The sequence below is a fragment of the Azohydromonas australica DSM 1124 genome, assembly GCF_000430725.1.
Taxonomy (GTDB): domain Bacteria; phylum Pseudomonadota; class Gammaproteobacteria; order Burkholderiales; family Burkholderiaceae_C; genus Azohydromonas; species Azohydromonas australica.
This window is the reverse complement of sequence record NZ_KE387208.1, coordinates 121884-136095: the sequence shown is the minus strand read 5'-3', so window position 1 is coordinate 136095 and position 14212 is coordinate 121884. Positions and strand designations below refer to the sequence as shown.

Here is a 14212-nt window from a genome sequence, read left to right as displayed (position 1 = left end):
AGCCATGGCGGGTCGTGCACAGCTTGCCCTGGCTCGGCGCCAGGACATCACCCATGGTCCGGCAAGGCGTTTAGACCGCTTTGCTCGACGCCCAGCCTTTCCTTGCATGTCTTCGAATGGGTGGGGCTATCTGTAGGCCTACATCTATCGCGGAGCGTGCACAAGCCTGAGCGGGGGACCGGCGTACGCGATGAGCAGTCGGCTGCTTGCGCACTCCCCGAATGCACTGCCCGCCCGCAACGGTCCCTACATCCTCAGGACATCGGTCAACGCTTCCCTGGCAGCGTTGCAGCCCACGCCGCATGCGTCTCGGATCGGGTTCGCCCGCCTTCTGAAACATGGACTTGTTTTGTGGCGACATCCGTCAGGTGTAGGCAAAAGTAATTGCGCCCACGGGATGAAGTCGCTGCCCTCAGGCACCGGTCCGACAACACGGGCAGGACGGCATTGCATTCGATAGGTGGAAACCCTATCATGGGTTTCCACTAATGACGCGATGCCGTACAGGACGTCGTGTGTCGGAAGAACCTCATGTCTTCGATCGCCCTGCCCCCGTCCCTGCCGTCTCAGAGTTTTGGCCGGCGCAGCAAGTTGTCCTGGCTCGAGGTCTCTCGCCCAGCAGGATACCGAGCGGCGGTGCCGCTGCGTCGCTCGCTGCTGGAGCGGCTGTCAGACTTCCTGCTGCAGTCGCGCATCGATTGGGCAACGGACGGTCACGCGGCTGACGTCATGGGCCGGGAAGCGCGTTAGAAGCGGCTACCGAGTTCCTGGGTCGCAGCTCTATGGTAGGCACCGCCTGCAGCGCGAGATACAGTCCCTCTCATTTTCGGGGTTTGAGCCACCAACTGGTCATATCGGTTGTTTGGTCAACGTCTTTTTTCAAGCAGGGACAGAAATTCACGCCGCAATGTCGGATCGGTCAGAAAGGCGCCGCGCATGACGCTGTTGGTCATGGTGGAGTCCATATCCTTCACGCCACGCCAGTGCATGCAGAAATGATCCGCCTCCATGACGACGGCCAGCCCGTCTGGACGGGTCTTCTCCTGTAGCAGGTTGGCCACCTGAGTAACGGCCTCCTCCTGGATCTGGGGCCGGCTCATGATCCAGTCGGCAAGTCGAACATACTTGGACAGGCCAATCAGGTTCGAGTCCTGGTTCGGCATCAGCCCGATCCACAGCTTGCCGATGATCGGGCACAGGTGATGCGAGCACGCGCTGCGCACTGTGATGGGCCCGACGATCATCAATTCATTGAGCCCCTCCGCGTTCGGGAACTCGGTGACCGGCGGTTGCGCGGCATAGCGGCCCCGGAAAATCTCGTGCACGTACATCTTGGCGACCCGCCGTGCCGTCTCCCTGGTGTTGTGATCGCTCTCGGTATCGATGACGAGGCTTTCAAGCACACCACTCATCTTTTCCTGAACTTCGTCGAGCAACTGCTCGAGCTCGCCAGGTTCGATGAACGCCGCAATGTTGTCATTGGCGTGATAACGCTTACCCGCGGCCCGGATCCGTTCTCGGATCCTGACCGACATCGGGATGCCTTCATCGAAGGGCACCTGGCGCCCTGGATGCCCGATGCACTTTGCGACGGCCTCGTCAGTATGGCTGGGCCCGGACGCCTTCTCACGCGTTTGGCCGTTTCCCGCCAGGCGGGTGGCTTCATCAGCTGCTGTGGTCAAAGAAATCATGGTATCTGCCAGGGATTTTCTGGTGTGGTGTGCCAGTTGTGCCAGCACATGTCTGTCATGCGCATGATTGAATCTTCTCTTGCCATGCGGTACCGGCGGGTTACCGACCACCCTCGTGAACTGCTCTACAACTCCGGCGTGCAGCGTGTGGAACATGACCACAAGGAGGTCGGCGGCGCATTGATGCAAAAGCGCAACGTGCCTCTATTCATGGACGCGTGGCTGCTTCATTGCAGTTCAAGGGCCGCCCCCTGGGCAAATAGAGACGGCTGCTGCTGCATGTCAGACTCTTTCAATAATGGCCGCGATGCCCTGGCCGCCACCGATGCACATCGTCACCAGTGCGTAGCGCCCGCCACGGCGTTGCAGTTCATGAAGGGCCTTGATGGTGATGATGGCCCCGGTGGCTCCGATGGGGTGACCCAGCGAGATACCCGAACCGTTTGGGTTGACCTTGGCCGGATCGAAGCCGAGGGCCTGTGCCACGGCACAGGCCTGCGCTGCAAAGGCCTCGTTGGCTTCGATAACGTCCATATCCTGGAGGGCCAAGCCTGCTCGCTCCAGCGCCAGACGGGTTGCCGGAACGGGCCCCAGGCCCATCAGCTTGGGGTCGACACCTGCATGTGCATAGGCCACCAGTCGCGCCATCGGCTGCAGACCGGCAGACTTCACGGCGTCCGCCGTGGCGAGCACCACGGCGGCGGCGCCGTCGTTCAACCCAGAGGCATTGCCGGCGGTCACCGTGCCGTCCTTGGCGAAAGCTGGTTTCATCTTGGCCAGCTGTTCGAGCGACGTGTCGGCACGCACGTGCTCGTCAGTGTCGAACACCACGGTGCCCTTGCGCGTGGCGATCTCCACCGGAACGATTTGCTCCTTGAAGCGCCCCTCTGCAAGCGCCTGAGCGGCCCGCTGATGGCTCTGCACGGCCAGAGTGTCCTGAGCCTCGCGTGAGATGCCTTCACGCACGGCAACGTTTTCGGCCGTGATGCCCATGTGAATCTTGTGGAAGGGGTCCTGTAGCACCCCCAGCATGTAGTCCTGGATCTGGGTGTCACCCATGCGGGCGCCCCAGCGGGCGGCGGGCAACAGATACGCTCCCCGGCTCATCGACTCCGCGCCAGCACCGATGGCAACCTGCGCATCGCCCAGCAGGAGGGTCTGCGCCGCCGACACGATGGCTTGCAGGCCGGAGCCGCACAGGCGGTTGACATTGAAGGCAGGCACTTCCTGAGGAAGCCCAGCATCGAGAGCGGCCACCCGGGAGAGGTAGGCGTCGCGCGGCTCGGTCGGGATCACGTTGCCCATGGCGACATGCCCCACGCGGTCTGGCTCGACACCGCTGCGCCGCAAGGCCTCACGCACGACCGTGGTGGCCAGTAGGCTCAGCGGCACGTCCTTGAGCGAGCCGCCAAATGTGCCGATCGCGGTACGAGCCGCGCCAACAACGAAGATATCCTTGTTCATCATGAAATTCCCTGTGCTGAAGTGGCTGATGTGAACTGCTTGGGTTGCCTGCGGCTTGCGGGCGAATCGGCGTCGACGCCGTCAAGCGGTAAGTGCCGGGATGCCCGGTGTACGTCTGGGGACGAGGATTTGCGTCTGCTGTAGCGGCACTGCTTGCCGGTCACTCCACGGCCTTGACCATGTCCTCCACGACCTTCTTGGCGTCCCCGAAGACCATCATGGTCTTGTCCATGTAGAACAGCTCGTTGTCCAGGCCGGCGTAGCCGGCGGCCATCGAGCGCTTGTTCACGATCACGGTCTTGGCCTTGTAGGCCTCCAGGATCGGCATGCCGTAGATGGGGCTGCCCTTTTGCAGCGCGGCCGGGTTCACCACGTCGTTGGCCCCGAGGATGATGGCCACGTCGGCCTGGCCGAACTCGCCGTTGATGTCCTCCATCTCGAAGACCTGGTCGTAAGGCACCTCGGCTTCCGCGAGCAGCACGTTCATGTGCCCCGGCATGCGCCCGGCCACCGGGTGGATGGCGTACTTCACCGTGATGCCCTTGTGCGTGAGTTTTTCGGCCAGCTCCTTGACCGCGTGCTGCGCGCGCGCCACGGCCAGGCCGTAGCCCGGGACGATCACCACGGTTTCCGCGTTGCCCAGGATGAAGGCCGCGTCGTCGGCGCTGCCGCTCTTGACGCTGCGCTGCTCCTGTTCGCCCTGGGCCGCGGCGGCCGTGTCGCCGCCGAAGCCACCCAGGATCACGTTGAAGAACGAGCGGTTCATGGCCTTGCACATGATGTAGCTCAGGATCGCGCCCGAGGAGCCCACCAGCGAGCCGGCAATGATCAGCATCGAGTTGTTGAGGCTGAAGCCGATGCCCGCGGCGGCCCAGCCCGAGTAGCTGTTGAGCATCGACACCACCACCGGCATGTCGGCGCCGCCGATGGGGATGATGATCAGCACGCCCAGCATGAAGGACAGCGCCAGCATCACGAAGAAGGCCGTCCAGCTCTCGGTGAACATGAACACCAGCCCCAGCGCGATGGTCGAGAGGCCCAGCACCAGGTTGAGCATGTGCTGCCCCGGGAACACCACCGGCGCGCCCTTGAACAGCCGGAACTTGTACTTGCCCGAGAGCTTGCCGAAGGCGATCACCGACCCGGAGAAGGTGATGGCGCCGATCGCGGCCCCCAGGAAAAGCTCCAGCCGGTTGCCGATGGGGATCTCGCCGCCCCTGGTCGTGATGCCGAAGGCCCAGGGCTCGGCCACCGCCGCGACGGCGATGAACACCGCCGCCATGCCGATCATCGAGTGCATGAAGGCCACCAGCTCGGGCATCTTCGTCATCTGCACCCGCTGGGCCATGAAGGTGCCCACACTGCCACCTGCCAGCAGGCCAACGAGCACCCACACCAGAGAGGAAGCGCCGGCGGTGCCGAGGTCTTCGGCCAGCTTCAGGATCAGCGCCGCGGTGGTCACCACCGCGATGCCCATGCCCGTCATGCCGAAGACGTTGCCGCGGATGGACGTGGTGGGGTGGGAGAGGCCCTTGAGGGCCTGGATGAAACAGACGCTGGCCACCAGGTACAGCAGCGTCACGAGGTTCATGCTCATCGTGCGGCCTCCTGGGGCAGTTGCTTGGCGCCTTCGGCGGCCGGGGCCTTCTTCTCCTTCTTGCGGAACATCTCCAGCATGCGCCGCGTCACCAGGAAGCCGCCGAAGACATTCACCGCCGCCAGCGCTACGGCCAGCACGCCCATGGTCTTGCCCAGGCCCGTCTCGGTCAGCGCCGCGGCCAGCATCGCGCCCACGATGACGATGGCGGAGATGGCGTTGGTCACGGCCATCAGCGGCGTGTGCAGCGCGGGCGTCACCGTCCACACCACGTGGTAGCCCACGTAGATCGCCAGCACGAAGACGATCAGGTTGACGACGGTCGGTGTAACGGCATCCATGGCAGCTCCTTTGGCGGTAGGAAGAGGCGCGTACTCAGACCGCCTTGATCTGCTGGATGCGATTACCCTCGCCCAGCAGCACCAAGCGCGGCTTGTAGGCACGAGCAGCCTCTTCGCTCATGGGTGCGTACGTGCAGATGATGAGCAGGTCACCGACATGCGCCTTGCGCGCAGCAGCACCGTTGAGGGACACGATGCCCGAGCCCGGTGGAGCCGGAATGATGTACGTGGAAAAGCGCTCGCCGTTGTTGACGTTGTAGAGCTCGATCTTCTCGAACTCACGCATGTCGGCTGCCTCGAGCAGGGTCGCGTCAATCGCACAACTGCCCTCGTAGTGCAGATCAGCTTCAGTGACGGTGGCGCGGTGCAGCTTGGCACGCAGCATCAGGCGGTTCATGTAGATCTCCTGGTTATCTGTCCATTTCGGCTCATCAGGCATGCGGCCACGATGTCGTCGTCCAGCGGCACGTTCACGGCCGCGGCCTCCTTGGGGCAAATGAGCTTCAGGAAGTCGAGCACGTTGCGCGCGTAGAGTGCAGAGGCGTCCGCCGCCACGAGCGCGGGCAGGTTGGTCTCGCCCACGATCGTCACGCCGTGCTGCACCGCCGTCTGCCCGGGCACCGTCAGCGCGCAGTTGCCGCCGTTGGCCGCGGCGAGGTCCACGATCACCGAGCCCGGCCTCATGGACTGCACCATCTCTGCGGACACGAGCTTCGGGGCCGGGCGGCCCGGGATCAGCGCCGTGGAGATCACCACGTCGGCCAGCGCCACGCGCTTGGCGACTTCCGCACGCTGGCGCGTGAGCCAGCTCTCGGGCATCGGGCGCGCGTAGCCGCCCACTCCTTCCGCGGCGTCCTTCTCGTCGGCCGTCTCGTAGGGCACGTCGATGAACTTGGCGCCCAGCGACTCCACCTGCTCCTTCACCGAGGGGCGCACGTCGGAGGCCTCGATCACCGCGCCCAGCCGCTTGGCCGTGGCAATGGCCTGCAGCCCCGCCACGCCCACGCCCAGGATCACCACGCGCGCGGCCTTCACGGTGCCGGCGGCGGTCATGAGCATGGGAAAGAACTTCTGGTAGCGGTCGGCCGCGATGATCACGGCCTTGTAGCCGGCGAAACCGACCCCCGCAGCGGTCATGAGCATGGGAAAGAACTTCTGATACCGGTCGGCCGCGATGATCACGGCCTTGTAGCCGGCGATGTTGGCCTGGCTGGAGAGCACGTCCATGCTCTGCGCGCGCGTGGTGCGCGGGGCGGCCTCCAGCGCGAAGGCGGTGATACCCGCAGCAGCCAAGCGCTGCAGGCCTTCGGCGTCGAAGGGGTTGAGCATTCCGACCAGCGTGGCGCCGCGCTGCATGTGCTCCAGTTCCTGCGCCGAGGGCGAGCGGACCTTGAGCACCAGATCGCAGCCGAGCGCGGCGCGGGCGTCCACTACTTCAGCGCCTACCGCGGCGTAGGCGGCATCAGACGCCGCTGCAGCCACGCCGGCGCCGGATTGCACGAGGAGCCGGTGGCCCTGGCTTATGAGCTTCTTCGCGGTCTCGGGCGTGACCGCGACACGTGTCTCACCGGTTGCGGTTTCGAGCGGAACGCCGATGCGCATTGATCACACTCCCTCTGTTGTCCATCACGATGCAGCCCTTGCACATGCAACCTGCCTGTGCAGGCTGCTGTCCCTTGACCAGCGCACCGTCCCGCCGGATGCCCACGGGATCACATGCCGGCATAGGCCGGGCCACCGCCGCCTTCGGGCACGACCCAGGTGATGTTCTGCGTGGGGTCCTTGATGTCGCAGGTCTTGCAATGCAGGCAGTTCTGTGCATTGATCTGCAGTCTCTGCCGACCGTCGGCTTGCCCCACGTATTCATACACGCCCGCCGGACAGAAGCGCGCTTCGGGGCCGGCAAAGGTCATCAGGTTGATGTCCAGTGCCGCCTGCTCGTCACGCAACCTTAGATGCGCAGGCTGGTTTTCCTCGTGGTTGGTGTTGCTGACAAACACTGACGAGAGGCGATCGAAGCTGAGCTTGCCGTCCGGCTTGGGATAGGCAATGCGCTCGCATTGATCCGCTGGCTTGAGGAAGGTGTGGTCAGCCGCGGTGCGCCGCAGCGTCCATGGCGGGCACTTCACGCCAAGGCGCGGCAGCAGCCACTGTTCGATGCCTGTCATCAAGGTCGCCGTCGCGCGGCCCTTCTTGAACCACTGCTTGAAGTTCTTGGCCTGTAGCAGTTCGGCGTGCAGCCAGCTTTTCTCGAAGGCTTGCGGGTAGGCAGAGAGTACGTCGCCGCTGCGTCCCGCGGCCAGCGCCTCGAACAGGCTTTCCGCGCACAGCATGCCGCTCTTGATTGCGGCGTGGCTGCCCTTGATGCGGCTGGCATTGAGGTAGCCCGCGTCGCAGCCCACCAGTGCGCCGCCCGGGAACACGGTCTTGGGCAGGCTCAGGAGACCGCCGGCCGTGATGGCGCGCGCGCCGTAGGAGATGCGTCGGCCGTCAGCGAGGTGCTTGGCGACGGCAGGATGGGTCTTGAAGCGCTGGAACTCCTCGAACGGCGACAGCCAGGGATTGGCATAGTCCAGACCCACGACGAAGCCAATGGCGATGCGATTGTCCGCGGCGTGGTAAAGAAAGCTGCCTCCGTAGGTGTCCGCATCCAGGGGCCAACCGGCCGTATGGACCACCAGGCCGGCACGGTGGTTGGCTGCGGGGACTTCCCACAGTTCCTTCAAGCCCAGCCCATAGCTCTGCGGATCCTTGCCCGCGTCAAGTGCGAAGCGTTCGATGAGCTGCTTGCCCAAGTGACCGCGCGAGCCTTCGGCAAAGATGGTGTACTTGCCGCGGAGTTCCATGCCGAGCTGGAAGTGGTCGGTCGGATCGCCGTCCTTGCCGAGCCCCATGTTGCCGGTGGCCACGCCGCGCACCGTGCCGTCCTCGGCGTACAGGACTTCCGCAGCAGCAAAACCGGGGAAGATCTCCACACCCAGCTCTTCCGCCTGTGCGGCCAGCCACTGCACCACCTCGCCCAGGCTCACGATGTAGTTGCCTTCGTTCTTGAAGCAATCGGGCAGCAGGCCGTGCGGAGTGGCTCGCGCACCGGTTTCGGAGAGAAACAGGAACTCGTCAGCCGTGACGGCTTGCTTGAGCGGTGCCCCCTTTTCCTTCCAGTCGGGAATAAGCTCCGTCAGCGCGCGCGGGTCCATGATGGCACCGGAGAGGATGTGGGCGCCCGGCTCGGCGCCCTTCTCCAACACGACGACGGAAACTTCAGAGCCCGCTGCCGAGGCAAGCTGCTTGAGCCGGATGGCAGTCGCCAAGCCTGCAGGGCCGGCGCCCACGATCACGACGTCGTACTCCATGGATTCGCGCGGACCGTACTGCTGCAGAAGGAAGTCTTGGGTGTTCATGGACAGGTCGACAAGGCATTTGGAGCGAGTACGCGGGGCCGCCAGGCACGTGGACGGTCCTGCGATCAGACCTTGGTCAGGTCAGGCTGGAATGGGAAGCAAGCTGGAAGGACCGACCGACCGACGCCGCCGCTGCGGACAAGCCATTGCGCGCGACACCGAGCGCCTGCTCCAAGGCGGTCAGCACCTGCGGCGCCTGCGGCGGTATCTCGGGGCCGAACCGATGCAGCAACCGTCCGTCGCGACCGACCAGGAACTTCTCGAAGTTGTCATGCACGGGACCCTGTGAGCCCGCTGTCGTCGCTGGCTCCCTGGCCAACCGGGCATGCGGTGGCATGCCGCCAACGTCCCGCGGCACTTCCGCTGCACGAGCAAGCATGGCAAAGAGCGGATGACGCGGCTCGCGGGCAATGGACACCTTGGAGAAGAGCGTAAAGCTCAAGCCCAATGTCCGCTCGTAATGGTCTTGGATGCGCCCGTCGTCCCAAGGCTCCATGCCGCCGAAGTCGTTGCACGGAAAGCCCATGACCTTCAGTCCGACCTCGTTGTAGCGTTCATGCAGAGATTGGAGCTCCCGCAGGTGAGTCGTTGCCAGCGGACTGCGGGATGCGACGTTGACCACCAGCAGCACCTGCCCCCAGTAGCGTGCAAGACGCATTGGCCTGCCATCGATGCGCTCCAGGATCAGCCCGTAGAAGTCCTGCTCCCCGGTACAGGACTTCGCAACGTGCGCGTCAGTGCCCATCACTTGCTCCCGATACGTCAAAGCTGAGCGACCAGCTCTGGTATCACACCAAACAGATCAGCCTCCAACGCGTAGTCCGCAACGCTGAAGATCGGCGCTTCCGGATCCTTGTTGATGGCCACGATCACCTTGGAGTCCTTCATGCCCGCCAAGTGCTGGATCGCGCCCGAGATGCCGCAGGCGATGTAGAGCGCTGGCGCCACGATCTTGCCGGTCTGACCCACCTGCCAGTCGTTCGGGGCGTAGCCCGCGTCCACCGCGGCACGGCTTGCACCCAGCGCCGCGCCAAGCTTGTCGGCCAGCGGCGTGAGCACTTCCGTGAACTTCTCGGCGGAGCCCAGGGCCCGGCCGCCCGACACGATGATCCTGGCCGCCGTCAGTTCGGGGCGGTCGCTCTTGGTCAGCTCACGGCCGACGAAGGCACTCTTGCCGCTGTCGGCCACCGCGGCCATCGTCTCGATGGCAGCGCTGCCGCCGACGGCCGGCGCGGCGTCGAAGCCGGTGGTGCGCACGGTGATGACCTTGACTGCATCGGCGCTCTGCACCGTGGCGATGGCGTTGCCGGCGTAGATCGGGCGCTCGAAGGTATCAGCGCCCAGCACCTTGGTGACGTCGCTGAGCTGCGCCACGTCCAGCCTCGCGGCCACGCGCGGCGCGACGTTGCGCCCGCTGGACGTAGCGGGAAACAGGATATGGCTGTAGCCACCGGCCAGCGCCAGCACTTGTGCTGCCAAGTTCTCGGCCAGCTGGGTGCCCAGCGCCGGTGAATCAGCGTGCAGCACCATGGACACGCCCTGCACCTGGGCAGCGGCCTGGGCCACGGCGGCGGCGTTCTCACCGGCCACCAGCACATGCACTTCGCCGCCGCAGGCGAGCGCCGCGGTGACGGTGTTGAGGGTCGCGCCCTTGAGCTGCGCGTTGTCGTGTTCGGCAATGACGAGGGCGGCCATGTCAGATCACCTTGGCTTCGTTCTTGAGCTTGTCCACCAGCGTGGCGACGTCGGGTACCTTCACGCCGGCGCCGCGCTTGGGCGGCTCGCTGACCTTGAGGGTCTTGATGCGCGGCGTGACATCGACGCCCAGGTCGGCCGGCTTGATGTTCTCCAGCGGCTTCTTCTTGGCCTTCATGATGTTGGGCAGCGTCACGTAGCGCGGCTCGTTCAGGCGCAGGTCGGTGGTCACCACCGCCGGCAGCGTGACTTCCACCGTCTCCAGGCCGCCGTCCACCTCTCGCGTGACCCTGGCCTTGCCCTCCAGAACTTCCACCTTGGAGGCGAAGGTGGCCTGCGGCAGGTCGGCGAGTGCTGCGAGCATCTGGCCGGTCTGGTTGCAGTCGTCATCGATGGCCTGCTTGCCCAGGATCACCAGGCCCGGTTGTTCCTTGTCGATGAGCGCCTTGAGGATCTTGGCCACGGCCAACGGCTGCAGCTCGAACGACGGATCGTTGGGTGTCTCGACCAGGATGGCGCGATCCGCGCCGATGGCCAGCGCCGTGCGCAGCGTCTCCTGGCAAGCGCTTGCGCCACAGGAGACGGCGATGATCTCGCTTGCCACGCCCTGCTCCTTGAGCCGCACGGCCTCCTCGACGGCGATCTCGTCGAAAGGGTTCATGCTCATCTTCACGCCGGCGATGTCCACACCTGTGCCATCGCTCTTGACCCGGACCTTCACGTTGTAGTCCACCACCCGTTTCACGGGCACCAGCAGCTTCATCGGTTGTGCTCCTTCGTTTTTGCGTCTTGCCTGCAGATATCAATCAGCCGCTCTGCGGCCGCGCCGAGGCCACAGGGCCCGAGCGCGATGCCTGGGCGGCGGCCAGCGACATGGGATACGCGGACTGCTGCAGCGTTGCGTCAGCCGTCGTCCTGTCGCGACCGAGCGTCGACTCCATCGACTCGATCCAACCCTCGAGGTCGCCTGAGCGCCTCCTTGCCTCCAGAAGGCACTGCCGCAGAAATGCCATGTCGCTGCTCCATTGGGTGCGTGGGCGGGATACGTGCCGCAGTTGCCTTCGGCACAGTCTGGGGTGTCGGGTGCGCGTCGTCGCGTTTCAAGACACTCGGTGCAATTGTGTTCAATTTCCGTGGCATAGTCATTAGTGAATTCCTGTGGTTTCACATTGGTTTTGCTCATGGCCAAGAGTCCCTCCATACCGCCACGCTTCACGCTTCGCCAGCTGCACTACTTCGTGACGGCTGCCCGAGCAGGACAGCTCTCCGTGGCCGCGGCAGAAATCAACATCTCGCAGTCGGCGATGACGCTGGCCATTGCGGAGCTGGAGCGGCTGCTGGGCACGCTGCTGTTCGAACGCAATCGAGGTGGCGTCAAGCTCACGTACGAGGGACATGCGTTCCTGCAACATGCGCAGGCCGTCCTGGAGCTCGCCAGCGAGGCCGCGCGCTTTCCCTTCCATCACCGCACCGACGTCAGCGGGCGCCTGGAGCTCGCGGCCACGTACACCGTGCAGGGCTACTTCCTGCTGCCCGCCGTGGCCAAGTTCATGAAGCTGTTTCCGCTCGTCGAACTGGTCCCGCTGGAGCTGCCACGGTTGCAGATCGAGCGGCAGCTGCACGACGGCCGCATCGAGCTCGCGGCGCTGCTGCTGTCGAACCTGGACGCTCCGCAGCAGTTGCACCTGCAGCCGCTGGCCTATTCGCGTCGCCGGCTATGGGTGTCGGCCACGCACGAGCTGGCCGAGCGCAGCACGGTGCAGTGGAGCGATATCGCGCGCTATCCCTACATCGTGCCGACGGTGGACGATGCGCATCGCAACGCCATGCGCTACTGGAAGAGCGCGGGCATCGAGCCCGCCTCGGTGATCCGGACGTCGTCGATGGAGGCGCTGCGCGAGATGGTGGCGCTGGGATTGGGCGTGACGATCCTGTCGGACCTGGTGTTTCGCCCCTGGTCTCTGGAAGGGCGGCGCATTCAGGCGGTCGCAGTGGAAGGACACCTGCCCGTGATGGAGGTCGGTCTCGCGTGGAACCGTGAACGGCCACTGAGCCCGGCAGCGCAGGCGTTTCGCGAGTTCCTGGCGATGTCGAGCAGCACGCCGGCCAGCGGCGAGTGAGTATTGCTGAACGATTTCTTGATTTGTGTCTAGAATTCCAGAGAGGGCGCCCGGATGCGGCGGCCGTACACGGAGACAACCATGCATATCGACCTGAGCAACAAGCGGGTGATCGTCACAGGCGCCTCGCGCGGCATAGGACGCGCGATCGCGCGCGCGTTTGCGGCGGAAGGGGCACGCGTGGCGATATGCGCGCGAACCGAGGCCGACGTGGCGGCCGCGGGTGAAGAGCTGGGACACCAGGCACAGGCCGTCATCGCCCGTGCGGTGGACGTCACCGACACCGAGGGCGTGCGGCGCTTCGTGGACGAGGTGGCGAGCCAATGGGGCGGCGTCGACGTGCTTGTGAACAACGCCGGTCAGGGACGTGGTGGCAATCTCGACACGCTCACGCCCGAGCAGATCCTGGAACACGCCAACGTGCTGCAGATGGGACACTTCCGTTTCGTGCAGGCGGTGGTGCCGCACATGCGGCGCCAGCGTTGGGGTCGCATCGTCGAGATCAACGCACTGGCGGGTGTGCAGATCACGCCGGACGGCATCCCCTCGGTGGTCAACCGTGCTGCCTGCATTGCGATGTCGAAGTCGCTGGGCATGTCGCTGGCCAAGGACAACATCCTCGTCAACACGCTCAACATGGGCTGGATCGATACCGGCCAGTGGGACCGTCACTACCGCGAGATGCCCGAAGGCACGCCGCGCGAGGAGTTCGAGGCCATGGTGCTCAAGGTCGTGCCGCTGGGGCGCTTCGGCAAGCCGGAGGACGTGGCCGGCATGGCACTTTTTCTCTCCAGCGAGCACGCCTCCTTCATCAGTGCCGCGTCGATCGACATTGCCGGCGGCATGGGGGGCCAGATTGCCTACTACCCCACGCTCAAGCGCGACTTTCAGGACGAGATGAAAGCCCGCCTGGCTGCCAAGGCCACCAGCTGAAGCAGGCCAAGCGGCATGGAACTGCATGACAACGTAGCCGTCGTCACCGGCGCATCGTCGGGCATTGGCCAAGCCATTGCGCGTGAGCTCAGCGCGGCCGGGGTCCGGCTGGTGGTGACGGCCCGACGCGCGCAGCGCCTGGTGGAACTCCAGGACAGCCTTGGCGGCCCCTGTGCTTGCCTGGCTGCTGCGGTCGAGGACCCGGCCACGCCCCAGGCCCTGCTGGACCTGGCGCGGGAGCGCTTTGGGCGGGTTGACATCCTGATCAACAACGCCGGCATGGTGGTCTCCGGCCCGGTGGACCGGATCGATCTTGAAGAGCTGGCACAGATGACCCGCGTGAACTTCGACGCGGTAGTACGCGCCTCGTACGTGTTCGCGCGCGCGCTCAAGGCCCAGGGTAGCGGCGCGATCATCAACGTCTCGAGCGTCGGCGCCTACCTGAGCTCGTCGTCGATGGGCGCGTACAGCGGCTTGAAGCAGGCACTGGAAATTTTCACGACCTCGCTGCGCCTGGAGCTCAAGGGCACGGGCGTGCGCGTGGGCACCATTGCGCCGGGCACCACGGAAACCGAGATCTTCGAGCGCATGCGCTCGCAAGGCATGGGCGTGCGTGCCGATCAGACGCCACCGCTGGCGCCGCAGGACGTCGCACGCGCAGTGCGCTTCATGTTGGAGCAACCTGCGCACGCCAATGTTGCGCGCATGCTGCTGGTGTCGGCATCCGAATCAGCGTGAGGGTCGCGGCCGGTCCAGTGGCAGGTCCGGCCACGAGGCCCATACCAACGATCCACCGCGCTTCACACCAACGGCGAGACACATCAGGCGCGGCGGCGTCAATGTCGCCGGCGCTCCACCGAGCCTTGCGCAACTGACCACCCATCCATCCCGGAATGGTCTTTTCCCGGGACACCGACTGTCGCTGTCTACCTGCCTGTCGAGGCCGCACTTACGGCATCCGGAGCAAAAA

The 14212-nt window shown here is 65.0% G+C and carries 15 protein-coding genes; 4 read left to right on the top strand and 11 right to left on the bottom strand.

Annotated elements, in window-relative coordinates; all coding sequences use genetic code 11:
- Positions 1-531 precede the first annotated feature (531 nt).
- Positions 532-750: a hypothetical protein gene (locus H537_RS53530; RefSeq protein WP_156902004.1), complete on the top strand. Its 219-nt coding sequence runs from the start codon at positions 532-534 to the stop codon at positions 748-750.
- A 116-nt stretch (positions 751-866) separates the two neighbouring features.
- Here the strand turns inward: H537_RS53530 and folE are convergent, their stop codons facing one another.
- The 11 genes from folE to H537_RS0129555 form a co-directional block, all read right to left on the bottom strand.
- Complete coding sequence (gene folE / locus H537_RS0129605; RefSeq protein WP_051243569.1) at positions 867-1535, bottom strand: GTP cyclohydrolase I; 669 nt, start codon at positions 1533-1535, stop codon at positions 867-869.
- Between the two features lie 438 nt (positions 1536-1973).
- Positions 1974-3158, bottom strand: a complete 1185-nt coding sequence (locus H537_RS0129600) for an acetyl-CoA C-acyltransferase family protein (RefSeq protein ID WP_029000758.1) — start codon at positions 3156-3158, stop codon at positions 1974-1976.
- A gap of 157 nt (positions 3159-3315) precedes the next feature.
- Positions 3316-4752, bottom strand: coding sequence for an NAD(P)(+) transhydrogenase (Re/Si-specific) subunit beta (locus H537_RS0129595; RefSeq protein ID WP_029000757.1), 1437 nt, complete (start codon positions 4750-4752; stop codon positions 3316-3318).
- Positions 4749-5093, bottom strand: a complete 345-nt coding sequence (locus H537_RS0129590) for an NAD(P) transhydrogenase subunit alpha part 2 (RefSeq protein WP_029000756.1) — start codon at positions 5091-5093, stop codon at positions 4749-4751. The genes H537_RS0129595 and H537_RS0129590 overlap by 4 nt, the downstream gene beginning before the upstream one ends.
- A gap of 34 nt (positions 5094-5127) precedes the next feature.
- On the bottom strand, positions 5128-5490 hold the full coding sequence (gene panD, locus H537_RS0129585) for an aspartate 1-decarboxylase (protein ID WP_029000755.1): 363 nt from the start codon (positions 5488-5490) through the stop codon (positions 5128-5130).
- Positions 5487-6695 carry an NAD(P) transhydrogenase subunit alpha gene (locus H537_RS0129580; RefSeq protein WP_029000754.1) on the bottom strand — a complete coding sequence of 403 codons (1209 nt, stop codon included), beginning with the start codon at positions 6693-6695 and terminating at the stop codon, positions 5487-5489. Before H537_RS0129580 ends, panD begins: the two co-directional genes overlap by 4 nt.
- Positions 6696-6805: 110 nt before the next feature.
- Complete coding sequence (locus tag H537_RS0129575; protein ID WP_029000753.1) at positions 6806-8494, bottom strand: electron transfer flavoprotein-ubiquinone oxidoreductase; 1689 nt, start codon at positions 8492-8494, stop codon at positions 6806-6808.
- A 76-nt stretch (positions 8495-8570) separates the two neighbouring features.
- On the bottom strand, positions 8571-9239 hold the full coding sequence (locus tag H537_RS46265) for a glutathione peroxidase (protein WP_051243566.1): 669 nt from the start codon (positions 9237-9239) through the stop codon (positions 8571-8573).
- Between the two features lie 17 nt (positions 9240-9256).
- On the bottom strand, positions 9257-10189 hold the full coding sequence (locus tag H537_RS0129565) for an electron transfer flavoprotein subunit alpha/FixB family protein (RefSeq protein WP_029000752.1): 933 nt from the start codon (positions 10187-10189) through the stop codon (positions 9257-9259).
- Between the two features lies 1 nt (position 10190).
- On the bottom strand, positions 10191-10952 hold the full coding sequence (locus H537_RS0129560; RefSeq protein ID WP_029000751.1) for an electron transfer flavoprotein subunit beta/FixA family protein: 762 nt from the start codon (positions 10950-10952) through the stop codon (positions 10191-10193).
- A 43-nt stretch (positions 10953-10995) separates the two neighbouring features.
- Complete coding sequence (locus H537_RS0129555) at positions 10996-11202, bottom strand: hypothetical protein (RefSeq protein ID WP_029000750.1); 207 nt, start codon at positions 11200-11202, stop codon at positions 10996-10998.
- A 168-nt stretch (positions 11203-11370) separates the two neighbouring features.
- On the opposite strand from H537_RS0129555, the gene H537_RS0129550 reads away from it, so the two are divergent.
- From H537_RS0129550 to H537_RS0129540, 3 genes are all read left to right on the top strand, one after another.
- Positions 11371-12309, top strand: coding sequence for a LysR family transcriptional regulator (locus tag H537_RS0129550; protein ID WP_029000749.1), 939 nt, complete (start codon positions 11371-11373; stop codon positions 12307-12309).
- An 81-nt stretch (positions 12310-12390) separates the two neighbouring features.
- Positions 12391-13242: an SDR family oxidoreductase gene (locus H537_RS0129545; RefSeq protein WP_029000748.1), complete on the top strand. Its 852-nt coding sequence runs from the start codon at positions 12391-12393 to the stop codon at positions 13240-13242.
- A gap of 15 nt (positions 13243-13257) precedes the next feature.
- Positions 13258-13980, top strand: coding sequence for an SDR family oxidoreductase (locus H537_RS0129540; RefSeq protein ID WP_029000747.1), 723 nt, complete (start codon positions 13258-13260; stop codon positions 13978-13980).
- Positions 13981-14212: the final 232 nt, after the last annotated feature.

Coding starts and splice junctions, on each gene's coding strand:
- H537_RS0129575 (WP_029000753.1), bottom strand. CDS start 8,494: ATGAACACCCAAGACTTCCTTCTGCAGCAGTACGGTCCGCGCGAATCC.
- H537_RS0129545 (WP_029000748.1), top strand. CDS start 12,391: ATGCATATCGACCTGAGCAACAAGCGGGTGATCGTCACAGGCGCCTCG.
- H537_RS0129555 (WP_029000750.1), bottom strand. CDS start 11,202: ATGGCATTTCTGCGGCAGTGCCTTCTGGAGGCAAGGAGGCGCTCAGGC.
- H537_RS0129560 (WP_029000751.1), bottom strand. CDS start 10,952: ATGAAGCTGCTGGTGCCCGTGAAACGGGTGGTGGACTACAACGTGAAG.
- H537_RS0129540 (WP_029000747.1), top strand. CDS start 13,258: ATGGAACTGCATGACAACGTAGCCGTCGTCACCGGCGCATCGTCGGGC.
- folE (WP_051243569.1), bottom strand. CDS start 1,535: ATGTCGGTCAGGATCCGAGAACGGATCCGGGCCGCGGGTAAGCGTTAT.
- H537_RS0129580 (WP_029000754.1), bottom strand. CDS start 6,695: ATGCGCATCGGCGTTCCGCTCGAAACCGCAACCGGTGAGACACGTGTC.
- H537_RS0129565 (WP_029000752.1), bottom strand. CDS start 10,189: ATGGCCGCCCTCGTCATTGCCGAACACGACAACGCGCAGCTCAAGGGC.
- H537_RS46265 (WP_051243566.1), bottom strand. CDS start 9,239: ATGGGCACTGACGCGCACGTTGCGAAGTCCTGTACCGGGGAGCAGGAC.
- H537_RS0129550 (WP_029000749.1), top strand. CDS start 11,371: ATGGCCAAGAGTCCCTCCATACCGCCACGCTTCACGCTTCGCCAGCTG.
- panD (WP_029000755.1), bottom strand. CDS start 5,490: ATGAACCGCCTGATGCTGCGTGCCAAGCTGCACCGCGCCACCGTCACT.
- H537_RS0129595 (WP_029000757.1), bottom strand. CDS start 4,752: ATGAGCATGAACCTCGTGACGCTGCTGTACCTGGTGGCCAGCGTCTGT.
- H537_RS53530 (WP_156902004.1), top strand. CDS start 532: ATGTCTTCGATCGCCCTGCCCCCGTCCCTGCCGTCTCAGAGTTTTGGC.
- H537_RS0129600 (WP_029000758.1), bottom strand. CDS start 3,158: ATGATGAACAAGGATATCTTCGTTGTTGGCGCGGCTCGTACCGCGATC.
- H537_RS0129590 (WP_029000756.1), bottom strand. CDS start 5,093: ATGGATGCCGTTACACCGACCGTCGTCAACCTGATCGTCTTCGTGCTG.